Genomic DNA, 22404 nt, shown 5'->3' on the forward strand with positions numbered 1-22404 from the left:
GAGAAGTAAATAGAGTCACTAAAGCCAGAAATAAAGGAGTAAAATAGTCATGAAATATCCATATAGTTTTGAAGTGCTTAACAGTAGTGATTTAGTTATGAGACTTCCTCAAGAAATTAAACTTGTTGAAACTTTTTTAGGAATTGAAGTTACAGCTTTTGGAGATTGGATTTTAGAAGAAATACATAATGTTTTAAACGGAGAAAAAAATTATGTAGTAGTAAATGGCAATATTTGTGGTTTAGAAATTCGGAACGACACAACTACTGTATTAGACAATTTAGCCGAAGATGGTAAAGGAGAATATTGTGAGATTGAAACAATGGAATTGGTAGAATTAATTCATATTTGGTTAAATAAACGAAAAGAATATAAGAAAGATAAAAAATAAAAGAGTGTAATAAATTAAATAGCTGACCTCTTCATGTGAAGTCGACTTTATTTTTTATTCATATACATTTTAATCACAAGGCATATTAATATATGTTCCAAACTTTACGCGTAGGGTTTCCTACGCTATTTATTTTGCTCATTGAGGACAATCTTTCCTTCCCTTCCTATATGTTTTACCCACAACAATAGTTTATATCAAGATATATTTTACATAAAACTACAAATCATTATTTACTGTATTGCCCTTAGTTACGGAAACAATTATACTAGATGTAATCGAAATAAATAATCTGAATATTCTCAGAATTAAAGGTGGAAGTTTTACTATCTACAAATAGAATTAGAAATATGTCCACTAAATAGATTAGAAAACGATAATAACATTAGGAGGATTACGATGCCCCAGCTTGATTCATTACATCCCACTGTAGAAAAAATAATCAATAATATTGAAAAAATAATGGTCGGAAAACGAAAAGAAACCATCTTAGTTTTGACAACTCTCTTAGCTGAAGGTCATGTGCTATTAGAAGATGTTCCTGGTGTCGGGAAAACAATGCTAGTACGTGCTCTTTCTAAATCCATTGATGCTGATTATAAGCGAATTCAATTTACACCTGATTTATTGCCGTCAGATGTAACAGGAGTTTCTATTTATAATCCGAAAGAGCTCCAATTTGAGTTCAAGCCTGGACCAATTATGGGGAATTTTGTACTTGCTGATGAAATTAATCGTACATCTCCAAAGACACAATCTGCTTTACTTGAATGTATGGAAGAAGGCAATATTACAATAGATGGTATTACAAGACCTTTACCAAAGCCGTTCTTTGTCATGGCTACACAAAATCCGGTCGAATATGAAGGAACATATTCTCTACCAGAAGCTCAGCTCGATCGTTTCTTATTGAAACTAAAAATGGGATATCCTACACCAGAAGAAGAATTTGAAATTTTAAACCGGATGGAAAAAACAAATCCACTCTCTCAATTACAGACCATTACTACAATAGAAGAATTACTTTATTTACAACAAAGCGTACGGGTAGTAAGTATGGACAAAGCAATTAAGCATTACATTGTAAAGCTTGTTAATCAGACTCGTACGTACAGTTCTATACAGCTAGGTGCAAGTCCACGTGGCTCAATTGCTTTAATGAAAGCTTCACAAGCTTATGCATTTATCCATGGCAGAAATTATGTTATTCCAGACGATGTTAAACTTTTAGCTCCTTACGTTTTAGCGCATAGGCTCATTCTAAAAATGGAAGCAAAATTTGAAGGAATAACTGGCGAACAAGTTATCGCAAAAATCGTTGCACGAACTACCGTGCCTACTCAAAGGGCGATGAACCCTTGATGAAACGAATGCTGCGAGCGCTATATCACGTTATGAAGTTATTGCTACTCCCTTTATGCCTAGTCTTAACATTTGTGTACGCTATGTTTCAAGGAGGGTTTGTCAGTTGGTTTTTATTTTACAGCATAATTCCCATTGCCCTTTATTCACTACTACTCCCCTTCTACGCTTTACGGGACGCTGAAGTAAAGCGAATAACAAACCAAAATGGATATGTAGTAGGAGAACAATTTGTAAGCACGATTACAATAAAAAGAAAATTTCCTTTTCCCTTACTTTATTTAGTTATAGAAGATGAACTGCCACCACAATTTATAAGTTGTAAACAAATAAAGATGAATAAGGTAGTACTCTTCCCAGGATTGAAACGAAATATTTCGTTTCAATATGTTATTGACACAATCCCTAGAGGCGAGCACACTTTTTCAAGCGTTCGTGTCAAAACTGGCGATTTATTCGGCATGATGGAGAAAGAAGTAACTTTTTCAGTTCCAAATACATTTTTAGTCTATCCCCAGTATGTAGATATAGCGTATCGACAATTGGAAAATCATTTCGAACAAGGAGCGCTTTCAGCAAATATAAATTCAGCAAAAGACTCTACAATCTCGGTCGGTGTCAGAGACTATAAACCTGGCGATCGCTTTTCATGGATCGATTGGAAAGCAACTGCACGAACAAACAATATTATGACAAAAGAGTTTGAACAACAGCGCAGCCATAATATCATGATATTCATAGACAGAACCGAGTCTCCTCTATTCGAATCAGTCGTCACATTTACTGCCTCTATCGTAAGGGCTGTCTTGAAACAAAATTCACCAGCATCATTCGTGTCTATCGGAAAAGAACAAACTATTTTCCCTTTAGACAATGGAGATACGCAGTTACAACAAATCCTTTGTCATTTAGCAAAAGTACAAGCAGACAGTGTATTCCCGCTCTCCCAGAGTGTAGACATGGAACTAAGAAAAATTTATGAGCCCGTCACGGTTATACTCGTGACCAGTAATCTTTCTCCCGATATTCAAAAGGCGGCTGATTGTGCTGCTATAAGAAATAGAAAATGTATGGTTTTTGTCGTGAAAGAAAAAGCGAATCAACTTTCACACCGAGAACTCAGTATACTAGAAACTCTAAAAAAACGACAAATATTTGTAAACACGGTTTATGAAAACCGGTATACAAACGTGTTTTTTGAGGTGAACAAATGATGATATTACAAGCAAAATACAAGTGGGATACGAACAGATTCTTCATGCATGCATGTGTATTTCTTCTTTTACTAGAATGGCTAAGACCTCTTATAGGTATTACAAATGTAGGTAGATTAGATATTTTCGTAACATTTATAGGAATTTGCTTCGCTCTCTCTTTTTTTCAAACGAGGTGGCAGATTCCTATAAAAATTGTCACAGTCTTATTTATCATTCATTCCCTATATTATAAAAATGCTTTTATAAATCCATCTTGGCTAACAACATTCTTTTCTGATATGTTTCGAAATTCCTCCCTGTTTTTCCAAGGGAATTTACTAGATATTTCTCCAGTTTTTCCGACGGTTTTATTTTTTCTCTCATTTTGGTTTTTGAGTTCTTTCACTTCATTTTGGATTATTCATAAAAAACGTGGGTTTCTATTCCTTGTATTGACTATTATTTATATCGCAACTTTTCATAACTTACATTTATACAATGCAAACTACGCTATTATTCGTACTGTTGTCATCGGCTTTTTTATGCTTAGTCTTCTTCAAGTAGAACGAATAAAAGAACGTGAACACTTACAAAATTATGCTAGAGAAATCTCAAAATTACTTAGACCACTTACAATATTTATCGTATTATTAGCAACCATTGCATACTTTGCTCCAAAATTTGGCCCTCAATGGCCAAACCCAATGGATTTTTTAAAATTCAACACATCTGAAGCAAGTAAAGAACAAAAAATTTCTACAATTGGGTATGGTTTAGATGACTCGCGATTAGGCGGTCCTTTTAAGGCGGATCCTACAGTTGTTTTCACAGCACGAACGCAAAACAAACAATATTGGAGAGTAGAAACAAAAGATTTTTATACAGGAAAAGGCTGGGAAATTTCTGAAAATCCGAAAAAGATTTCTTTTAAAAATAAAAACGACGTCGTAAGCTGGTACGAACAAAATACAAAAATGAAAACGACTGAGGCAACAATTACCATGCAAAAAAGTTACCCTCACCTTACCTATCCAGCAGGATTAGTATCAGTTGAGGCTGCTTCTGATGTATCATACAGTGTTGACCCGTTTTCAGAAAAAATTTATACAATGAATGGAGACTCTTCTACTACTTTACATTCGTATAAAGTAACATATGAGATCCCTGAGTTTTCCATAGAAAACTTGAAAGCTGTAAAAACAAATGAAGGTCAAGAAACAAATCCTTATTTTATGACAAAGTACACACAACTTCCCAAGTCATTACCACAGCGCGTAAAAGACTTGGCTGTCAATCTTACAAATGATAAAGACAACCGATATGATAAAGTATTAGCTATTGAAAATTACTTCACAGACAACTCTTTTACATACGAATCAACGAATGTCTTATTCCCTGCCAAAAGCCAAGATTATGTAGATCAATTCCTTTTCGATACAAAAAGCGGCTACTGTAATAATTTTTCGACGTCTATGATTGTACTACTTCGTTCTGCCGGGATTCCAGCTCGCTGGGTGAAAGGCTATACAGAAGGAACTCTTGACAATACACTTGCCTCTGCAGAAGGTGAGGATGTTTATACAATCACGAACGATAACGCACACTCTTGGGTCGAAGTATATTTCCCAGAATACGGATGGATTCCATTCGAACCGACAAAAGGATTTACTAATCCCTATAATTTTATAAATAATACGCCTGCTCCTATTTCACAAAATAGCGAAGCAAATAATTCTAATAACGAGCAAATACAACAACGAAATAATGAAGCAAAACTTAAAAGTTTAATTGAAAATACAGAAGAAGCTTCTACTAAAAAGGTCACAAATTCTAAAACTAGTTTTTCTTGGTGGTACGTATTCCTCTCTACGATACTAATTAGTATTATAGGATACATTCTCTTCACCACTAGAATGAAATGGATGACATTTCTTATTATTCATTTCTATAAATACCGAAAAGATGATGCTGTTTATCAAAAAGCTTACGGTGCACTTTTAAAACAATTTGCGAGAATTGGCATACCACGGGGTGAAAGTCAAACATTCCGAGAATACGCTCTCCATATCGATACACTTTACAACTCGGCCGATATGCAACAACTTACTGCCAGTTATGAGAACGCTATGTATCAACAGGGACAGGCTACGGTAGAATGGAAGAAATCCGTACACTTATGGGAAGTGCTTATGAAAAAAGCAGGTTCTCTACCTAAATCAGATGGCTTTGATACAGTTATTTAATCTTGAAAATTTGAGTTTAAAGAAAACGTCTCAAAGAACTACATTGTTCTTTGAGACGTTTTTTAATAAAGTGAAACTCCTACTTATTCCCCAAGCACCTTCTCAATCTCAACCTCTAAATCTACCGGCTTCGTCTGCGGAGCAAAACGCCCTACTACTTTCCCGTCTTTTCCGATTAAAAACTTCGTAAAATTCCATTTCACTGCTTTCATACCAAGTAAACCTGGTGCTTGTTCTGTCATGTATGTATATAGAGGGTGAGCCTTATCACCTTTCACATCAACCTTTGCAAACATCGGGAAGTTTACACCGTAGTTTAATTCACAAAAACTAGTAATGTCCGCTTCTGTACCTGGTTCTTGTCCCCCGAATTGGTTACAAGGAAATCCGAGTATTTCGAGTCCTTGGTCTTTATATTTATCATATACCTCTTGTAATCCTTTATATTGCGGTGTGAAACCACATTTACTAGCTACATTTACAATAAGAAGTGCTTTTCCTTCGTAATCTTTTAACGATTTTTCTTCATCGGTAATTGTTTTAGCTGAAAAATCATAAACTGTCATTGTCTTTGCCCCTCTCTTCACTATCATTCTATGTTTATACTATACTACATTCGTGAATATACATCTCTTATTACGTACTTATAAGATATAATGATAACGCTTTATTTCCGTTCAAAATTCGACACATACTACTAGACTTTTATGATGGAAAGTTTTACAATTGAAATGTGAACAAAATGTGACAGTTTATATTCCATTATAAAAGAAAAGGATGGTGTCCATTATGAAAACTGCACAACATGAAACGATTTCAAATCGCGAGTTTTATTTCGTACTATATATGATGTTATTGTATGTTACTGGCTGGGTAATCGATGTAAATGGTTTATTCTTAAGCTCCTACTTTAATTTAGCAGGAGAAATTATGCTTCCATTAGTAGGCGGGATTGTTGGACTGTTCATTATGTCTATTAATAAACAACAAACGAAATAATAATATTACAAAAAGGCAGAAGACGAGCTTCGTTTTCTGCCTTTTTTCTATTTTATCGTATAATAGAAACATGCAGTATATAAGGAGTGGTAAATATGAAAAAAGTAGAGCAATTATCTTCTCACCTATATCTGATTGATGATTTCGATTTACAACATAATGAACGAACAGGTACGTACGTTTTATTAGGTGACGATATTACTTTAATTGAAACTTGTGCAGCCCCTTCTCTTCCGTATATTTTAGACGGCTTACAACAATTACATATTGATTTAAACGATGTTAAAAACATTATCGTTACACATGTGCATTTAGATCACGCTGGCGCAGCTGGTTTAATGATGGAGAAGTGCCCAAATGCTACGTTATATGTGCATTCTCGTGGTGCTCGTCATATGATTGATCCAACAAAACTCATTTTAGGTGCAAAAGCTGTATACAAAGAAGATTTTGATAAACTATTTGATCCAATTCTTCCTATAGAAGAAGAACGTGTTCGTATTGTACAACATGGTGATACGTTAAAAATTGCCGAAGAACGTATCCTTACATTTTACGATACACCGGGGCATGCTAAGCACCATATTAGCATTCACGATTCATTAACAAACGGGATTTTCACTGGTGATACAATTGGAATTTATTATAGAGAACTCGCAAACGTTGGTGTAGAACTGTATCTACCATCAACGTCCCCTTCACAATTTCAACCAGATGCGATGATTGCTTCTAAAAATCATATTCAAAGTATGGATGTAGATACTATTTATTTCGGTCATTACGGCGCATCCTCTCATGTTACAGAAGTATACAATCAATTGGAACATTGGCTACCTATTTTCGTTCAGACTGGTAAGGAAGTCTTTGAAAAGTATAATGATTTCGATGAAGCGACTAAAGCTTTACAAACTTTGTTAATGGATAAAATATCTTCTCATCTTACAAAGTTAAACGTTCCATCAGATCATTCCGTTTATAATATTTTACATCTAGATATAGAAATTAGTGCAATGGGCATTATTGATTATTTCACGAAGCAAGAAAAAGCAAACTCCACTATTAACTAACAGTAAAAGAAGAGATATACAACAGTAGTTATTGTATATCTCTTCTTTTTTTGAATATATTTTGAGTAAAGGATGGTGGAATATAATGCAAAAAGTGATGCTATACCTCTGCTTTACATTATTTATCGTCTTATTATTATTTGTAGGAGTAAAAATTCAATTTTATTTAGATACAGACACGCAAGTGAACTTTAACGTTTATCCAAGATTATTCTACTTTACACTCTTCCCTCTTATAGTTGGCATTTTATTACGATTCCTTCAATCTATTAATCGCGAAACAAGTAAACAAAACTGGAGCTTTCAACCGGATAAATTTATTGCTATTACAGTGCCTACACTATTCATTTCCTTTTCCCCAGCACTACTCTTTTCACCACTTGCAGAATACCTACCTTATTTAGTTAATATTATTCTAATAAATACAACTTTTGTTACGATAATTAGTTTAATAGCTGGTTATTCTCTTTTAGATTGTTTTATACAAAAAGATAATGCAAATATGAAAAAGTATAATTGAACACTCTTTTTTGTTTCAATAAAAAAGCTCAAAGCTAAGGCTATGAGCTTTTCTAATTATTGCACCTTTTCATTTACATATTCCATAAACTGCTCTGCTTTAATAAATCTTTCTTTGTACGCTTCAGGTACTTCTTCTATTGTTATCCCCCCACTCGATTTCGTTTTTACTAAAACGGTTTGATATGACATTAATGCTTCCATATATTGTTCATACTCTTCAGGAGTTAATACCTCTTTACTAGACTTATGGCCATTTAATTTATCAAAATACGGATGAAGCTCCATTACCACCTTTTTCAATTCCTCTTTTTTAGCCGGTAATAATTGATCATAATCAATATTACCGTTCGAATCTCCGTACGTAAGTTTTGCATTTGTTAATTTTTTTAGTTCTTTTGTAAACTCTTCATATTCCTTCGTACCCATTTCATCTTTCGCCTCTGATAATTTTGCACTAAAACGCATATACGCCTCTAATGTCATCGTTCCGGCATGTTTTTTTAAATTCTCGAAAGATCCGTATATACCATCCGCCATAATAGATTGATACGCAAAACCAGTCGTCGGGATTAAAAGAGCTGCTGCAAGTACTCCTGCGATAAGGCGTTTCTTCCTCTTACTCCGCCCGTGCTTCATTTTTATTTGTACGATTACTTTTTCTTTTAAATCCGGCGGGGCAACAATACCTTTTGCTTCTTCTTGTATAGATTCCCTAACTCTACAATCTAAACTCATTTCACATTCCCTACCTCTCCTAAAAAGATTTCTTCTACTTGCTCTTTTTGACGTAGTTTCTTTAATGCCGCATGAATTCTAGATTTCACAGTACCAATTGGAATATGTAATATTTGTGCTACTTCTTCTTGTGAATAATCATGTAAGTATCTTAAGATAATAACTTGTTTCAATTTATACGGTAATTTATGAATGAGTTCAATTAGTTTTTGGTTTGATATTTTACTTACAACATCGTTAGAAAAATCAATTTGCACTGACTTTCTTTGCTCTTCTGCTTTTTTTATAATTCGTAGTCGCATCCACCTCTTTCTTCTATAAGAGTGTATTTGTTTAATCGCAAGTCCAATTAGCCAAGGACGAAATGGCTTCTCGCTATCATACTTACGAAGCGATTCATATAGTTGTATGTATATTTCTTGAACGACATCATCTACATCCGTTTTATCCTCTATTAAAAAATGTGCTGTTTTATATATTTCTTGAATCGTTTTATCATACAACTTGCTATATGCTTCTTTATTTCCTGATAAAGTTAATTGGATTAAATGTGCGTAATCTATTTCACCCTTCATATTCCAGCCCTCCTTTGTCTTACACTATATATTGGAAAGTAATTCATATTTCGTTCGATTTTTTTAAAGTTTTTTTATATAAATTAATATTATGATTCATTGAGTTCATAAGCTTCACTTATAACCACACATAACTATTATATATTTTTCCAATTTCTGATAAAGATTTAAAATAATTTATATAGTCAAATTTAGGAGGAGATATGATGAAAGCTATCGTTGTAACGTCGTTCGGTGGTCCTGAAGTGATGAAATATACAGATTTGGATATACCGTCTATTTCAGAAGATCAAGTTTTAATTCGCGTTGTTGCTACTAGTGTAAATTTCGCTGATATTAAATCACGTTATGGTAAAAAAGGAAATAAAGCACTACCTTTTATTCCAGGTATAGATGCCACTGGTATTGTAGAACGTGTCGGTTCTCATGTGAAAAATATTCACCCTGGACAACGTGTCATTGCTTTTCCTCAAAATGGATCTTACGCAGAATACGTTGTTGCAAATGAAAATCTTACTTTCGTATTACCCCATGAAGTTGACTTTCAAACTGCAGCCGCTTGTCCAATCGTATCTTTTACAAGCTATAATTTACTCGCAAATGTTACAAGGCTTCAACAAGGTGAATCTGTACTCATTCATGCGGCTGCTGGCGGAATTGGCACTACTGCTATTCAACTTGCTAAACTATTAGAGGCTGGAACAGTTATAGGCACTGTCGGAAGTGAAGCAAAAAAAGAAATTGCTTTAGATGCTGGAGCTGATTATGTTATTTGTCATCAAGATGAAGATTTTGTAGAGAAAGTCAATGAACTGACAAATGGTGAAGGGGTTGATGTAATTTTAGACTCTATTTCTGGAACGGTTTCTGAAAGAAGTTTAAACTGCCTTGCTTATTACGGTCGCCTCGTTCATTTCGGTAATGCTAGCGGTGAAATTGGTAACTTTCAAACGAAAGATTTACATGCAAGTTGCCGCTCTATACTCGGTTTTAGCTTTGGAACCACACGAAAAAAGCGTCCTGAACTGCTCCAAGAAACTGCAAATGAAGTTTTCCGTTATTTGCGTGACGGACGTTTACAAATTAAGGCTACGAAATCTTTTCCACTTCAAAATGCAGGGAAAGCACATGAATGGGTCGAAAGTAGAAAAAGTACAGGGAAAGTAATACTAACTGTTTAGTCCTCTTCCTGAAATGAATACTGGAAACAGAGGTGGCATTCATGGGATCACGAATTATGCATGTTATTATCGCTAGTGGTATTGCTGAGAAACTATCAATTCACGATAAGACTTCTTTCTTACTTGGAGCTGTAGCCCCTGATGCTGTTCATTCAAAAAAAGAAAAAGGAACCTCACATTTTTATGCCGGTACAACGAAGAACTATACGAGAAGAATAGATTATGATTCATTTTTTCATAAATATGAATCACATATAGATTCCCCATTTATTTTAGGCTATTATACCCACCTCATTGCCGATGATAATTGGCTAAGTGGATTTTTTCTACCTTGGCTAAAAAATAGAATAGAGAATGACGAAACTATCGCACCCCTGTACTATAACGATTTTAAATTGTTAAATGCAAAGTTGCTTCATCATTACGATCAAGAACAACAGCTTTTCTCTCTTCTCAATCAAGAGGCTCACATTGTGGATATTGAAGAGGTTTCTAAAGAAAACGTTTTAGCTTTTCGAAAGTATCTTTTTGAAGATATGTTGTATCCAAAGCAACATCTGCATGAAGACTTACAAGTATTTACGTTTGATCAAATCGTTGGCTATATTGAGACAGCTATTGAAAAAGGAGTATTTTTTATTAAACAACTCTCTAATGAAAAATCCACTTCAAAAATTTAATCCCCCTCAAATATATTTGAGGGGGATTTTCACATAGCAATATTATTATTGGTTCTTCTCCATAACTGCAAAATAATTCCCTTCGCTATCAGCAAAGTTAAACACTTTACCAGAAGGCATAGTTACCATTTCTCCAACAGTAACATTTTTATTTGTTAAATCTGTATATAGTTGATCAAGATTTTCTGAGAAGAACATTAAAGACGGTGTACCAAGATTCAATTCTGGGCTCATTTTCGAAATAACTTCTTTATTATGTAATATAATGCTCGTTTCCGCACCGCTTTTCGGAGCGATTTCAATCCATCTCATTCCTTGCTTATTATCTTCCTCTGCAACTACATGAAACCCTACCTTCTCCGTCCAAAAATTTACTGCCTCATCTTGATTATTTACATATAACATAATTTGTCCTACTTTATGAATCATTACATTTCCCCCTAATGGTTTTTATATTCTATGTAGCTTTCTACAAATACTATCGTTATTCCTTTTGAGTTGGTATGTACTTCTTTGCAAAATTTATCGACTGACTCATCCCATCCAGTTCATCAAAATAATCATTTCTTTCAATCATGTTATATCCGTCGAATCCAATTTTATCTAATACTTTGAAGAATATATCGAAATCTACTTCACCATTCCCTGCTGCGACTTCTATATACTTAGTTGAACGATCACTTTTCACTTCTTTACAATCTTTAATATGAGTTTGTACTATATAATCTTTTAATAGTAATAAACCTTCTCCCGGATTTTCATTTACATCACTTATTAAATTTGCTGGGTCAAAGTTAACAGCTAGTCCTTTCGAGTTTGCAGTTTCTAAAAATCGTTTTAATACTATTGCTTTTTCAGATCCCGTCTCAATGGCAAAGAATCCTCCAAATCTGAACGCTAAGTCCCCTATTTCATTACAAACACGTAGCATTTTATCATAGTAGGCACTTTTTTTATCATCTGGAACTTTCCCAATATGAGCTGTTATGATCTTTGCCCCAAGCTCCAAACCTCTGTCAGTAATATATTTAAACTGATCTATTGCACTCTCAGCTTCTATTCCCATAATTCCATTTTCTCCAAAACTAATTGCTAATGATGGAATCTTTATTCCATTAAAAGATACGCTTTTCTTTAAAGCATTCCACTCTGCCATTGGAATATTAGCTAAGTTAAAGTTTTTATTCATAGCATATAATTGAATATATTCTAACCCCCATTCTCTCGCCTTTTTTATTCCTTCGTTTACTTCAATATATTTCGTATTCAAAAACATTCCTAATTTCCTATCCATATATGTACCTTCTTTTTATTATTTCGCATCATTTTAATATACGACTTTTTTATATTATTTCCTCGTATAAACCAAATAAATAAACTACCCTTTTTTCGATACTCCCAGTAGAAGCATATATATGATAGGCACATTAAAAACACTAATACAATTCCCATTATCACTTGTTTACAAACAAAAAAGACGTAACTACAAATAGTTACGCCTTCTCCATCATTTATCTAGGCTTTTTCTTCCCAGTAAATGCTGGTTTCTTTTTCTTTGGTGCTTTCGGTTTCGTTTCTACAAATGATCCTTTGAACATTTCTTGCTTCGTAAATACGATGCCTAGTTTTTTCGCAAATTGCAGTAATTTGCGCTCTTCTTGTGGTGTTACAAGAGATACGACAGTTCCTTCTTTGCCCATACGTCCAGTACGTCCTGAGCGGTGAATATATTGGTCTACTGTGTCTGGTAATTCTAGGTGAATTACGTGTGTTAAATCGTCAATGTCGATACCGCGCGCTGCAATATCAGTAGCAAGTAGAATTTCTAATTTCCCTCCGCGGAAAGCACGCATTGTCGCTTCACGCTCTTGTTTACTTGCTTCTGCATGAAGAGCCGCTGCTTTCATTTTACGGAATTTCAATTTCTCAGTAATTTCATCTAAACGGAATGGGTCGTTTAAGAAAGCAACTGCTTTTACATCGCCCATATGCATAATTCTTCTTACGTAATCATTTTTTTCGCGTCGCTCACAAATGATATACGTATGCTCAACTAAGCTTTTTGATTCTGCACGTGTTACACGTACTAATTGTGGTTCAACTGCTAAATCACGTGCCGCATCTTCTGCCGCTTTTGTCATTGTCGCCGAGAAGAATACTAATTGACGATCGCGCATCGTTGATTTAATTACATCTTGCACTGCGCCCATCATTTTTTGCTTTACAATTTGATCAAACTCATCAAATACAATTGTTTTTACTTCATGCATTTTTAGCTTTTTCATACGAATTAATTCTAAAATACGGCCTGGTGAACCGACAATTACTCTTGGGTGTTTCTTTAATTTTTCAACTTGGCGCTTAATATCTGCACCACCAATTAAAGATGCACCTGAAATTTCAGTTCCTGCTGTAAACTTTTGAACCTCTTCATGAATTTGCATTACAAGTTCACGTGTTGGCGCTAAAACAACAACTTGTGGCTGTTTTACTTCAGGATTAATTTTATGTAAAAGTGGTAATAAGTACGCTAATGTTTTTCCTGTTCCAGTTGGAGATTCAGCTATAACGTCTTGTCCTTCTAAAATAGTTGGAATCGCTTGTTTTTGAATTTCAGTTAACTCTTTAAAACCAGCCTTCTCCCAAGCTTGTTGTAAAAATGGTTGCATATCTTTTATCATTTGTTTTTCTCCTTTATCTCTATTTTTGAAGAAAATGCTGTATTGTTCGCACCGTTTCTATCATGTGTGAAATAACAGCTATTAAATCATCAACATGGTCTTCTGTAATCGCTTTTTGAAATAGAACCTCTACCTTATTATGATATGAAATCGCTTGCTTATTATATTCGTATGAAACTTTCTGCATAATCATTCTTTCTTTTCCCCATATAGAACGTATTAATGTTTCAATTTCTTCGCATTTTACTTCTGGTTGCTCTAACGGGAATGAAAATGCTAGCTTCATTTCACAACCTGGTGTAAACTGAGGCACTTCTAGTATTTCACCAGACAAGTTCTTTGCATCCACAGATAATGAAAATGTTGCTTCTACTAATGGTTCAAACGGTTCTGTTAATTGAAATGAGATATGATATATACGACTTAATGAAGCAAGATCCATCATATCTTTTCGATCTGTTACAAGAATATCTCCATGTAGATCAAAATCATACACAGCACCTTCTACGATTACTTTTAAATTGTCAAAAGCAGTTGGATCAAACATAATTTCCTCCAAAAAACAGGCGCCTTTCGATGGAAAGGCGCCACTTGATGTATATATAGTTTACAGATAAACGAGATGAATTACAACCTTTTAGAATAAACCTACTGCTTTTCCATCTTCATTTACATCCATTTGAAGTGCTGCTGGTTGTTTTGGAAGACCTGGCATTGTTAACATTGTACCTGTTAACGCAACGATAAAGCCTGCACCGATAGATGGTTTTAACTCACGAATTGTAACGATAAAGTCAGATGGACGACCTAATTTTGTTGCATCGTCAGAAAGAGAGTATTGTGTTTTCGCCATACAAACTGGTAGGTTACTCCAACCTTCTCCTTCATATTGAGCTAATTGCTTACGTGCTTTCGGAGCAAATTCAATATCTTTTGCGCCATATACTTTTTGAGCAATTGTACGAATTTTTTCTTCTAAGGGTAATTCTAATTCATAAAGTGGTGCGTAGTTGTTTTCACCTTTTTCGATTTCTTTTAGTACTTTTTCAGCAAGGTCAACTCCGCCTTGGCCACCTTTCTCCCAAACTTCTGTTAAGGATACTGCATAGCCACGCTCATTACACCACTCTTGTAAGTATGTAACTTCTGCATCTGTATCTGTAATGAATTTATTAATTGCAATTACGAAAGGCACACCGAAGCTTTGAATTGTTTCAACATGCTTCTGTAAGTTTTCCATACCTTTTGCTAATGCATCTACATTTTCTTCTTTTAATTGATCTTTTGCAACGCCGCCATGCATTTTAAGCGCACGAATCGTCGCAACAATAACAACTGCTTCTGGTTTAATGCCAGCTGCACGAGCTTTAATATCTAAAAACTTCTCAGCGCCTAAATCAGCACCGAATCCAGCTTCTGTAATAACATAATCACCTAATTTTGCTGCCATTGTTGTAGCGATAACACTGTTACAACCGTGAGCGATATTCGCAAATGGTCCGCCGTGAATGATAGCTGGTGTATTTTCTAACGTTTGTACTAAGTTTGGTTTTAATGCATCTTTTAATAATAATGTTAACGCACCTTCTACACCTAAATCTTTAACCGTTACAGGTTGATTTGCAAAGTTATAAGCAACTACGATGCGTGATAGACGCGCTTTTAAATCTTGAATATCTGTTGCAAGGCAGAATACCGCCATAATTTCAGATGCTACTGTAATATCAAAACCGTCTTCACGTGGTACACCTTGAACTGGTCCACCAAGACCAATTACTACGTTACGAAGGGCACGATCATTTAAGTCAACACAGCGTTTCCAAACGATTTTACGTGTATCAATTCCAAGTGTGTTTCCTTGTTGGATATGATTATCAATAAACGCTGCTAATGCGTTATTAGCAGTTGTGATCGCATGGATATCTCCAGTAAAGTGAAGGTTAATGTCTTCCATTGGTACGACTTGTGAAAAACCGCCACCTGCTGCTCCACCTTTTAATCCCATCGTCGGTCCAAGAGATGGTTCACGAAGTGCAATTACTGTTTTCTTACCAATTTTGTTAAAAGCTTGACCTAAACCAACTGTTACTGTTGATTTACCTTCTCCAGCTGGAGTTGGGTTAATTGCTGTTACTAAAACAACTTTACCGTCTTTCTCATCTTGTAAGCGCTTAAAAATATCAAGAGATAACTTACCTTTATAATGCCCGTATGGCTCTAATTCATCTTCTAAAATATTTAAATCAGCTGCAATTTCTTGAATCTTCTTCATACTCGCTTCTTGTGCGATTTCAATATCGGATTTCACTGTTGTAGTAGTTGTCATATACCCTAGTCCCCCTTTAATTGGTTCTGATGATATTGTATCAGTTTTTTGTATTTTCTGCACTTATTTACCTCCTAAAAATTCTTTCATTTCTTTATACGTTTTTTAACATAAATACCCATAAGAATGTTAACGATTGTTGCAACTCTGTAGGTAGTTGACCTAACATCTTCTCATTTACTCCGCGCTTATATACGCCGATGCCATCTACAACTTTAAAACCTTGTTCTTTCGCTAACTGTTCAAATTCCCAAGGCATCATCGTATTACAAACAACGTCTTTTCCGTACAAGCGAGGATAACTATTCTCTCGTGGCTTTGCTGTCGGTCCTAAAATTGCAATACATGCATATCCATCTTTCTTTAACACACGCTTTATTTCATTTAACGCTCGTAATGGCTCTTCCGTCCATTCTAAAGAATTAATTGCCATAATTGATTCAAATTGCTCATTTTCAAATGGTAATGCAGAAAGATCTCCTTTTATAAAAGATAAATTCGGTCCTTCTCCGCGCTCCTTACCTTTTTGAATCATCACTTCCGATAAATCTACTCCCACTGCTTTATAGCCTGCGCGACTTAATTTATATGTACCGTAGCCATCACCACAACCAACATCGAGCACTTGTGCTTCTTTCTTCACGTATTGTTCAAAAAACGGAATAATTGTACTTCTGCTACCACTGTCCCACATCTCTTGACTATTTTGATTCCAAAACTCTGCACTACTATCCCATTTCTTTTCTGCTGATTCATGCCAATTAAATTTCGTCATACATTCCCCTACCTTCACGCTTTATCATTCATTTCATTCTACATCATTTTCCAAAATTCCTGTTTATCTTCATTAGGAGATGTACAAGCTAATAATGGAATCTTTATTCTCCAATTTTTGCTTTACTTGGGTTTAACTCATACTCATGTTCTTCTCTTTATGTAAGATACTATAGGTACACCCAATTGAAAGAGAGGGATGTACATGCGAAGAAAGAGAAATCATCATTTTAAAAGTGGTGAAAAAAACGAAGAGTATGCAGCTGAAATATCACCAGCTGGCATTCCGATTAGACATAAGCGTAAAGAAATTGCAAATGAAATAGAAGGTACAAATACCGGTGCAATGGTAGGCTATGTCGCTTTATTTCTTTCGCTTTTCTCAATTGCATTTTATCCGGTTACACTCGGCTCTCTTGCGATTTTAGTCGGCTTATTAGCTGTCAATTTCGGAGCAAGAACACTTGGATATACAGCAATTGGTTTTGGTAGTTTTTCTGTTTTATTTACTTTACTTTATCCGCTTGCTTTGTCAGCGTTTTAAAAAAACACACCAAGTTATACTTGGTGTGTTCATTCATGATACAACATAATATGACCGCATCCACAACAATGTTTCGCTGTAATTTCTTGAAACACTGGATAATTTTCTTCATCTCGATGCTCAATAAATACTTTTTCAAATCGATACATGTTTGGTGCATATGCCCAATCTTGTTTCGTACGTGCATATAACGTTGAGGAAAAAAACTCCTCACCACCGCAAACGATACATGTGTTCTTCATCGCTATCCCTCCTATGCTTGTCTTACTTCATCTATATGAACATAAGCATAAAAAAAAGACCTTCTATTACTAGAAAGTCTTCTCTGAAACAAAAAGAAATGTACCAAACATTCCTACTCCGCTATATTCTTTTGAAACACCAGCTTCTGTTTTAAATGTTTGCTTTACAGTCATAAAGAATACACCATTTCGTGCATCTGTACTTTCAAATTGTAGTTTTTCTTTTTTACCATCTACATTTTGCGTGCATTCAAAACTACTCTCATTACAATTCAACGCATACTTATCCTCTACATACACTTTAAAATCTGATTCTTTCGGACAAGTTATAAGTAATATTGCCACGAGAATAATACTTATAATACCCACAATTGTATAATATTTCTTCATTTGTACTCCTTTCAAATGACAAGAAAACTTGACTTCATACGCCAAGTTTTCTTAGTCAACAACCCATTGCCACTCTTGTTCTTTCTTATCAAAAATGAGCCAACCTGTTTCTGTTGCTTCCTCTTTCAATTCATCGATATTATCTAACACCTCATCCGTACTTTCATACGAACCAACTACATATACCGGAATTTCAAGACCTCTTCTTGACTCAATCTTCCCTGCTAGATCTATGTAAAGACCATCTTCCATTAGTGGAATCAGTCCCATGATCAATTCTTTTGAAATTGCTGGGAAAATTTTTGATTTTTGGAAGAAAGAAAAACGTTTCTTACCGAAAGCACCGAGTTTATACGGAATGACTTTACTTAACATTCCTACAAAATCAGCAATTCTACGATAATACACTTTGTTGTACCATCCGTCATCATGTGAAAAATAAACAAATCGATTTTTCAACAGCGGAAAGAATGTTCTTGCAAGTGGTTCTTTTTTGTGAGCCAAATATAATAATTCTGCAATTTCTTTCGGCTCTAATTCATCTAAATCGCTTGCATCATCAAAATCTACCCAACAAAATTCATCAAATTCATCAATCTCTGCTTGAATTAACTTATGTATATTTTCTTCCTCAACATATTCAAATAAAGTATGATAATGAAAATCCGTCCATTCAAAGTTGTGCTTCAAAAGCAACACTTGATGAAGCGGTGAAGGGATGTTACTCGCAAACTCTTTAAACGTAATTCCTGATGTAATAAAACAATGACCTCGACGATTACCATTAATATATATCATATTCTTTACTTGGTCAGATCCTCCAGACAAAGCACCTAGCCACCTTCGTTTTATATGTTTCAATTCTATAGCATATTTTAACATGAAAAATTTTAGAAACATAGAAAAAACTTCAAAAACTATTTACAATTTCATGTGTTTTATTACATAGTGATTACAAGAAAAAACGCCTGCTCATAAGCAGGCGTTTTTAAAGGATTTCATCTGGGTTTTGAGGATGATGATTTCCCTCTTTCTTTTCTTCTTTTTGGAACATCGATTGAATTTTATCAATTGTTTGTGGAGCTAATTCAATCATTTTTTCTGCTAAATGTGTCGCATTTTGTAGATGAAGAATATTTACTCCATCTTTATTCACCACAAGAAATGCTACTGGTGTAATAGAAACACCACCCGCGCTACCGCCACCAAATGCAGCGTTACCGTTTGCTCTTTGTCCATCATTCGTTTGGAAATCAGAACCTCCTGCTCCAAAACCGAACGCTACTTTAGAAACCGTTAACACCACACCACCGTCAGCCGTTTGAACAGGCTCTCCAACAATCGTATTTACATCAACCATTTCTTTTAAATTTTCCATTGCTGCTTTCATTAACCCTTGAATTGGATGATCCACCGTTCATAACCTCCTTTGTCATATCTTTCCTAGTTTTTCCGAAAGTTTGTGAACTAAACATAAAATTTTATATTGATTTCAAAAAACTTAAGTTGTAATATTTAGAAAAATAAAAAAGAGGTCGATTCGTTATGATGCGAAAATTAACAAAGAAAGATCATGAACAAGTATTCGCTTACCTAAAAGAAGAAGCAGCCATTAACTTGTTTATTATTGGAGATATTGAAGCTTTCGGTTATGACACAGATTTTCAAGAATTATGGGGAGTATTTAAAGAGAATGGAACATTAAAATCAATTTTACTCCGATTCCACGATTCATTTATACCATATAGTAAAGAAGACTTTGTTACCACTGATTATGAGGCACTTCTTTCCGCATATAAGCCACTTAAACTCTCTGGTAAGTCAACCATTGTAGAAAAGTTTGAAACTGCTCCAAGTCTACAATTAGGCGTCAAAAATGAAATGTATTTTTGTGAATGTCTAAATGACAACAACTTACCTGACACGCCTATTCATGAAACGATTAAACTTGCGTCACTCGATGATATAGAACGAATTATGAAATTACGAAGTGACATTGCTGAATTTCCGACTACCAATGAATCAGAGAAAATATTAAGGCAGGCTATCGAAACGAATACAGGACGCACATACTATATTGAAAAAGACGGCGTGATCATCGCATCCACCTCTACTTCCGCTGAAAATTCATTATCCGCTATGGTAGTTGGTGTATGTACACACCCGAATTATCGTGGAAATGGATTTGCTTCACTCATATTACAAAAAATGATTCAAGACTTTACGAAAGAAAGCCGAACACTTTGTTTATTTTATAACAATCCAGTTGCTGGACGAATTTATAAACGACTAGGATTTAAAGACATTGGAATGTGGACGATGTATCGATAATAAGAAGTAACTCTATAAGAGGAAATAGTCGTAACTTAGTAATACAAGCAAATTACAAAATAACTCACACCGTTATTATGAAGATGGAGAAACTACTTGTAAAGCCGTGCCCCTAACTAAAACATGTCATGTATTCAAGCTAAATTTAGACAGATAAACGCCCCAGTTGTTGCATCTACTCCAGCAATTGGGGCGTTTATCCTCAAATTCTTTCCACTATATTTATGAAACATTTATCACACTTATGTCGCTATTATCTTTACGTACAAATGCCCTTCTAAATATTACTGCGTCTTATTATACTTTGCTTTAAAATCAATATATTCCTGTTTCGCATCTTGGTTATTACCTTGGTGACTATCAAAAGATGTATGTATTTGTGATATGTATTTTACTAACTTGCCTTCATCATTTCTTTTCTTATAATTTATTACAATACTTACTTCCAATATCTGCTTTGAACCATTTTTAGAATCAATATGCAATGCGATTGATCCACCATCATATTCATCATATTGTATTTTCAACTTATCATTAATGATACTCTGAAACTCTAATTCAGTTAGTTTGTATCCAACAGTACTAGGCTGATCAAACTTTTTTATATCATCCCCGGGCTTCATCTTTAGTTTCCCTATCCCTTTTAAACGATCTACAATTAAGTTCACATATGAAACATCTAGATTTGAATCCGGACTTTGCACCTTTTCATTTTTATACATAATATTTGTACTATAATTAACTTCTTCTTTATAATTTTTATTATATACTTCCGAGGTAATTTCTTGTGTTGTATTTCCATATAAACTTTTATCTTTCGTATTATATATGCCTTTCGAAGTTTGATAGATTGTTTTACTATGCTCTCCATCTTCCTTTTGCTCATATGTACTATATATACCTCTTTGTTTCACATACGCATATCCATCATCACTCGCAGACATAACCTTTTTCATGTCACCTTCATCCAAAGCTTTGACAAATGGCTCATACTCTATCTTCGTCTCCCCAAAACCACATCCACTTAATAAACTTGATACTATTAACAGAACTATCATCATCCTAGCTTTCTTCTTTAACTTCATACTGACACCCCGCTGATTTCTCTAGGCATTTTTAGGTTCATTACATTCCCATTTTGATAGTAATATAGTTCACCTTTACTTACCGGTATTTATTAACTCATACAGATTATATTGAAGATACTTTAATTTTTAATAGCATCGATTTTTATACAAGCCTTAATTGTTTATATATTCTATTCGAATTTTCAGAAACCAAAACTTATTTTATTTCTTTGGCTTGCTTTTTTTCCTGCTCTTCATAAAGCTTTAGTCTTTTCTGACGTTCCTTTTCGTGCTCCTCCCACGAAATATAAAATGACGGAAACTTAAATCTACAATAGACTAATAATTGGAACTCTGCTGCACCTATGGCTACCGCGTACATTACAAGAGTTCCTGCTATATACCCTACTAATATCTCTGTTTCATAATCATTATGAAAATAAACTAAAATAAGAAGGATTAGTGCATATACCGTAACGCCAATCAGTAAGTTGTTTTTTGTTTTACTAAAAAATGAAGCTGCCCTTTCATCCATACTAAATGCTCCACTCTCTGCTTGTTTAAAGGTATCAATTGTGGTCACCAGATGAACAAAAACTGCTCCTAGAAACAATAAACCCACATACAATAATGTAATTTGATTAATCGAATAATTTGAAATTGCTGGAAGTATAAACAATGTGAATCCTATAGTTCCCAGCTGAAATGTACATAATAATATCACAAGCGCTTGCAACTTTTGACATTTAAAACGAACTTTTGGAAATAGATATAGAATTAAAAAGATTACTTGCAAGGTATATAAAACCAATTCAATACAAACAATTATTTTGTCAAAGAGATTTGGATAATAACCCCAGCCAAATTTAACTAATGCTCCAAAAATAAAAAGCATGAATAATGAACTATAAACAGTTGCGCCAAGTATAAACACCATGGAGCGTTCTGGACTTAAACGATTTCTACATGTTATTTTAAATTCATCTAAATCTTCTTCTTTTATGTTCCACATTTGTTAACTCCACCTTTCCCCGAACTATAGTATATTACCAAAATAAAGATTCAATTTTCTTAGTCACTGATTTTATACCTTTTTAT

At 34.4% G+C, this 22404-nt stretch carries 26 protein-coding genes; 11 read left to right on the forward strand and 15 right to left on the reverse strand.

The genetic code is table 11. From position 1 onward, the window contains the following. Positions 1–49 precede the first annotated feature (49 nt). The 4 genes from ACQGSG_RS11420 (at position 50) to ACQGSG_RS11435 (ending at position 5192) form a co-directional block, all read left to right on the forward strand. A complete protein-coding gene (locus tag ACQGSG_RS11420) occupies positions 50–391 on the forward strand; it encodes a hypothetical protein (protein WP_000877039.1) in 342 nt (113 codons plus the stop codon). A 399-nt stretch (positions 392–790) separates the two neighbouring features. Further along, on the forward strand, positions 791–1753 hold the full coding sequence (locus tag ACQGSG_RS11425; protein WP_030025451.1) for an AAA family ATPase: 963 nt from the start codon (positions 791–793) through the stop codon (positions 1751–1753). Further along, entirely contained in the window at positions 1753–2967 is a 1215-nt protein-coding gene (locus ACQGSG_RS11430; RefSeq protein WP_000827541.1) for a DUF58 domain-containing protein, read from the forward strand. The genes ACQGSG_RS11425 and ACQGSG_RS11430 overlap by 1 nt, the downstream gene beginning before the upstream one ends. Next, complete coding sequence (locus tag ACQGSG_RS11435) at positions 2964–5192, forward strand: transglutaminase TgpA family protein (RefSeq protein WP_070183748.1); 2229 nt, start codon at positions 2964–2966, stop codon at positions 5190–5192. Before ACQGSG_RS11430 ends, ACQGSG_RS11435 begins: the two co-directional genes overlap by 4 nt. Positions 5193–5275: 83 nt before the next feature. Here ACQGSG_RS11435 and bsaA read toward each other — a convergent pair whose 3' ends face one another. Further along, positions 5276–5758, reverse strand: coding sequence for a glutathione peroxidase (gene bsaA / locus ACQGSG_RS11440; RefSeq protein WP_119781082.1), 483 nt, complete (start codon positions 5756–5758; stop codon positions 5276–5278). A gap of 223 nt (positions 5759–5981) precedes the next feature. Here bsaA and ACQGSG_RS11445 point away from each other — a divergent pair, with 223 nt between their 5' ends. The 3 genes from ACQGSG_RS11445 to ACQGSG_RS11455 all read left to right on the forward strand — a co-directional run bounded on the left by ACQGSG_RS11445 (position 5982) and on the right by ACQGSG_RS11455 (position 7778). Continuing rightward, positions 5982–6191 (forward strand): DUF3925 domain-containing protein, encoded by a 210-nt coding sequence (locus ACQGSG_RS11445; protein WP_000844984.1) that lies wholly within the window; start codon positions 5982–5984, stop codon positions 6189–6191. Positions 6192–6286: 95 nt separating this feature from the next. Next, positions 6287–7258 (forward strand): MBL fold metallo-hydrolase, encoded by a 972-nt coding sequence (locus tag ACQGSG_RS11450; protein ID WP_000754970.1) that lies wholly within the window; start codon positions 6287–6289, stop codon positions 7256–7258. Positions 7259–7343: 85 nt separating this feature from the next. After that, entirely contained in the window at positions 7344–7778 is a 435-nt protein-coding gene (locus ACQGSG_RS11455) for a hypothetical protein (protein WP_001174543.1), read from the forward strand. Positions 7779–7834: 56 nt separating this feature from the next. On the opposite strand, the gene ACQGSG_RS11460 is transcribed toward ACQGSG_RS11455, so the two are convergent. Further along, positions 7835–8515 carry a DUF3600 domain-containing protein gene (locus ACQGSG_RS11460; RefSeq protein WP_000050675.1) on the reverse strand — a complete coding sequence of 227 codons (681 nt, stop codon included), beginning with the start codon at positions 8513–8515 and terminating at the stop codon, positions 7835–7837. After that, the gene (locus ACQGSG_RS11465) at positions 8512–9090 is read right to left on the reverse strand and encodes a sigma-70 family RNA polymerase sigma factor (RefSeq protein ID WP_000675559.1); all 579 of its coding nucleotides are present in this window, start codon (positions 9088–9090) and stop codon (positions 8512–8514) included. The genes ACQGSG_RS11460 and ACQGSG_RS11465 overlap by 4 nt, the downstream gene beginning before the upstream one ends. A 206-nt stretch (positions 9091–9296) precedes the next feature. Here ACQGSG_RS11465 and ACQGSG_RS11470 point away from each other — a divergent pair, with 206 nt between their 5' ends. Both ACQGSG_RS11470 and ACQGSG_RS11475 read left to right on the forward strand, forming a co-directional pair. Further along, complete coding sequence (locus ACQGSG_RS11470; RefSeq protein WP_030025448.1) at positions 9297–10271, forward strand: quinone oxidoreductase family protein; 975 nt, start codon at positions 9297–9299, stop codon at positions 10269–10271. A 41-nt stretch (positions 10272–10312) separates the two neighbouring features. Further along, positions 10313–10951: a zinc dependent phospholipase C family protein gene (locus ACQGSG_RS11475; protein ID WP_000535630.1), complete on the forward strand. Its 639-nt coding sequence runs from the start codon at positions 10313–10315 to the stop codon at positions 10949–10951. 45 nt (positions 10952–10996) lie between these two features. Here ACQGSG_RS11475 and ACQGSG_RS11480 read toward each other — a convergent pair whose 3' ends face one another. The 6 genes from ACQGSG_RS11480 to ACQGSG_RS11505 form a co-directional block, all read right to left on the reverse strand. Then, complete coding sequence (locus ACQGSG_RS11480; protein ID WP_000581467.1) at positions 10997–11380, reverse strand: VOC family protein; 384 nt, start codon at positions 11378–11380, stop codon at positions 10997–10999. A gap of 55 nt (positions 11381–11435) precedes the next feature. After that, positions 11436–12245, reverse strand: coding sequence for a sugar phosphate isomerase/epimerase family protein (locus ACQGSG_RS11485; RefSeq protein WP_000375211.1), 810 nt, complete (start codon positions 12243–12245; stop codon positions 11436–11438). 217 nt (positions 12246–12462) lie between these two features. Next, positions 12463–13632 (reverse strand): DEAD/DEAH box helicase, encoded by a 1170-nt coding sequence (locus ACQGSG_RS11490; protein ID WP_000588613.1) that lies wholly within the window; start codon positions 13630–13632, stop codon positions 12463–12465. A gap of 19 nt (positions 13633–13651) precedes the next feature. Next, positions 13652–14179, reverse strand: a complete 528-nt coding sequence (locus ACQGSG_RS11495) for a hypothetical protein (protein WP_000460218.1) — start codon at positions 14177–14179, stop codon at positions 13652–13654. Positions 14180–14269: 90 nt separating this feature from the next. Further along, a complete protein-coding gene (locus tag ACQGSG_RS11500; RefSeq protein WP_014482011.1) occupies positions 14270–15958 on the reverse strand; it encodes a formate--tetrahydrofolate ligase in 1689 nt (562 codons plus the stop codon). Positions 15959–16052: 94 nt separating this feature from the next. Next, positions 16053–16733: a class I SAM-dependent methyltransferase gene (locus tag ACQGSG_RS11505; RefSeq protein WP_000160044.1), complete on the reverse strand. Its 681-nt coding sequence runs from the start codon at positions 16731–16733 to the stop codon at positions 16053–16055. A 204-nt stretch (positions 16734–16937) separates the two neighbouring features. Here ACQGSG_RS11505 and ACQGSG_RS11510 point away from each other — a divergent pair, with 204 nt between their 5' ends. Continuing rightward, positions 16938–17276, forward strand: a complete 339-nt coding sequence (locus ACQGSG_RS11510; protein WP_001253201.1) for a hypothetical protein — start codon at positions 16938–16940, stop codon at positions 17274–17276. 29 nt (positions 17277–17305) lie between these two features. Here ACQGSG_RS11510 and ACQGSG_RS11515 read toward each other — a convergent pair whose 3' ends face one another. The 4 genes from ACQGSG_RS11515 to ytfJ all read right to left on the reverse strand — a co-directional run bounded on the left by ACQGSG_RS11515 (position 17306) and on the right by ytfJ (position 19322). Continuing rightward, on the reverse strand, positions 17306–17518 hold the full coding sequence (locus ACQGSG_RS11515; RefSeq protein ID WP_000798747.1) for a hypothetical protein: 213 nt from the start codon (positions 17516–17518) through the stop codon (positions 17306–17308). 69 nt (positions 17519–17587) lie between these two features. Continuing rightward, positions 17588–17908 (reverse strand): hypothetical protein, encoded by a 321-nt coding sequence (locus ACQGSG_RS11520; protein ID WP_000761171.1) that lies wholly within the window; start codon positions 17906–17908, stop codon positions 17588–17590. Between the two features lie 51 nt (positions 17909–17959). Further along, positions 17960–18736, reverse strand: coding sequence for an oxalate:formate antiporter (locus ACQGSG_RS11525; protein ID WP_000014087.1), 777 nt, complete (start codon positions 18734–18736; stop codon positions 17960–17962). Between the two features lie 160 nt (positions 18737–18896). After that, on the reverse strand, positions 18897–19322 hold the full coding sequence (gene ytfJ, locus ACQGSG_RS11530) for a GerW family sporulation protein (RefSeq protein ID WP_000349986.1): 426 nt from the start codon (positions 19320–19322) through the stop codon (positions 18897–18899). Between the two features lie 131 nt (positions 19323–19453). On the opposite strand from ytfJ, the gene ACQGSG_RS11535 reads away from it, so the two are divergent. Continuing rightward, complete coding sequence (locus ACQGSG_RS11535) at positions 19454–20239, forward strand: GNAT family N-acetyltransferase (protein WP_030025445.1); 786 nt, start codon at positions 19454–19456, stop codon at positions 20237–20239. Positions 20240–20523: 284 nt separating this feature from the next. On the opposite strand, the gene ACQGSG_RS11540 is transcribed toward ACQGSG_RS11535, so the two are convergent. After that, positions 20524–21324, reverse strand: a complete 801-nt coding sequence (locus ACQGSG_RS11540) for a DUF3952 domain-containing protein (RefSeq protein ID WP_030025444.1) — start codon at positions 21322–21324, stop codon at positions 20524–20526. Positions 21325–21523: 199 nt separating this feature from the next. Continuing rightward, a complete protein-coding gene (locus ACQGSG_RS11545; protein ID WP_030025443.1) occupies positions 21524–22318 on the reverse strand; it encodes a hypothetical protein in 795 nt (264 codons plus the stop codon). Positions 22319–22404 lie beyond the last annotated feature (86 nt).

This window comes from Bacillus sp. GMa5/1 (assembly GCF_050172015.1).
GTDB lineage: Bacteria > Bacillota > Bacilli > Bacillales > Bacillaceae_G > Bacillus_A > Bacillus_A cereus.

Bases quoted from the DNA above. Each gene is read 5' to 3' on its own strand.
- ACQGSG_RS11420 (WP_000877039.1), top strand. From the start codon at position 50: ATGAAATATCCATATAGTTTTGAAGTGCTTAACAGTAGTGATTTAGTT.
- ACQGSG_RS11425 (WP_030025451.1), top strand. From the start codon at position 791: ATGCCCCAGCTTGATTCATTACATCCCACTGTAGAAAAAATAATCAAT.
- ACQGSG_RS11430 (WP_000827541.1), top strand. From the start codon at position 1,753: ATGAAACGAATGCTGCGAGCGCTATATCACGTTATGAAGTTATTGCTA.
- ACQGSG_RS11435 (WP_070183748.1), top strand. From the start codon at position 2,964: ATGATGATATTACAAGCAAAATACAAGTGGGATACGAACAGATTCTTC.
- bsaA (WP_119781082.1), bottom strand. From the start codon at position 5,758: ATGACAGTTTATGATTTTTCAGCTAAAACAATTACCGATGAAGAAAAA.
- ACQGSG_RS11445 (WP_000844984.1), top strand. From the start codon at position 5,982: ATGAAAACTGCACAACATGAAACGATTTCAAATCGCGAGTTTTATTTC.
- ACQGSG_RS11450 (WP_000754970.1), top strand. From the start codon at position 6,287: ATGAAAAAAGTAGAGCAATTATCTTCTCACCTATATCTGATTGATGAT.
- ACQGSG_RS11455 (WP_001174543.1), top strand. From the start codon at position 7,344: ATGCAAAAAGTGATGCTATACCTCTGCTTTACATTATTTATCGTCTTA.
- ACQGSG_RS11460 (WP_000050675.1), bottom strand. From the start codon at position 8,515: ATGAGTTTAGATTGTAGAGTTAGGGAATCTATACAAGAAGAAGCAAAA.
- ACQGSG_RS11465 (WP_000675559.1), bottom strand. From the start codon at position 9,090: ATGAAGGGTGAAATAGATTACGCACATTTAATCCAATTAACTTTATCA.
- ACQGSG_RS11470 (WP_030025448.1), top strand. From the start codon at position 9,297: ATGAAAGCTATCGTTGTAACGTCGTTCGGTGGTCCTGAAGTGATGAAA.
- ACQGSG_RS11475 (WP_000535630.1), top strand. From the start codon at position 10,313: ATGGGATCACGAATTATGCATGTTATTATCGCTAGTGGTATTGCTGAG.
- ACQGSG_RS11480 (WP_000581467.1), bottom strand. From the start codon at position 11,380: ATGATTCATAAAGTAGGACAAATTATGTTATATGTAAATAATCAAGAT.
- ACQGSG_RS11485 (WP_000375211.1), bottom strand. From the start codon at position 12,245: ATGGATAGGAAATTAGGAATGTTTTTGAATACGAAATATATTGAAGTA.
- ACQGSG_RS11490 (WP_000588613.1), bottom strand. From the start codon at position 13,632: ATGATAAAAGATATGCAACCATTTTTACAACAAGCTTGGGAGAAGGCT.
- ACQGSG_RS11495 (WP_000460218.1), bottom strand. From the start codon at position 14,179: ATGTTTGATCCAACTGCTTTTGACAATTTAAAAGTAATCGTAGAAGGT.
- ACQGSG_RS11500 (WP_014482011.1), bottom strand. From the start codon at position 15,958: ATGACAACTACTACAACAGTGAAATCCGATATTGAAATCGCACAAGAA.
- ACQGSG_RS11505 (WP_000160044.1), bottom strand. From the start codon at position 16,733: ATGACGAAATTTAATTGGCATGAATCAGCAGAAAAGAAATGGGATAGT.
- ACQGSG_RS11510 (WP_001253201.1), top strand. From the start codon at position 16,938: ATGCGAAGAAAGAGAAATCATCATTTTAAAAGTGGTGAAAAAAACGAA.
- ACQGSG_RS11515 (WP_000798747.1), bottom strand. From the start codon at position 17,518: ATGAAGAACACATGTATCGTTTGCGGTGGTGAGGAGTTTTTTTCCTCA.
- ACQGSG_RS11520 (WP_000761171.1), bottom strand. From the start codon at position 17,908: ATGAAGAAATATTATACAATTGTGGGTATTATAAGTATTATTCTCGTG.
- ACQGSG_RS11535 (WP_030025445.1), top strand. From the start codon at position 19,454: ATGATGCGAAAATTAACAAAGAAAGATCATGAACAAGTATTCGCTTAC.
- ACQGSG_RS11540 (WP_030025444.1), bottom strand. From the start codon at position 21,324: ATGAAGTTAAAGAAGAAAGCTAGGATGATGATAGTTCTGTTAATAGTA.
- ACQGSG_RS11545 (WP_030025443.1), bottom strand. From the start codon at position 22,318: ATGTGGAACATAAAAGAAGAAGATTTAGATGAATTTAAAATAACATGT.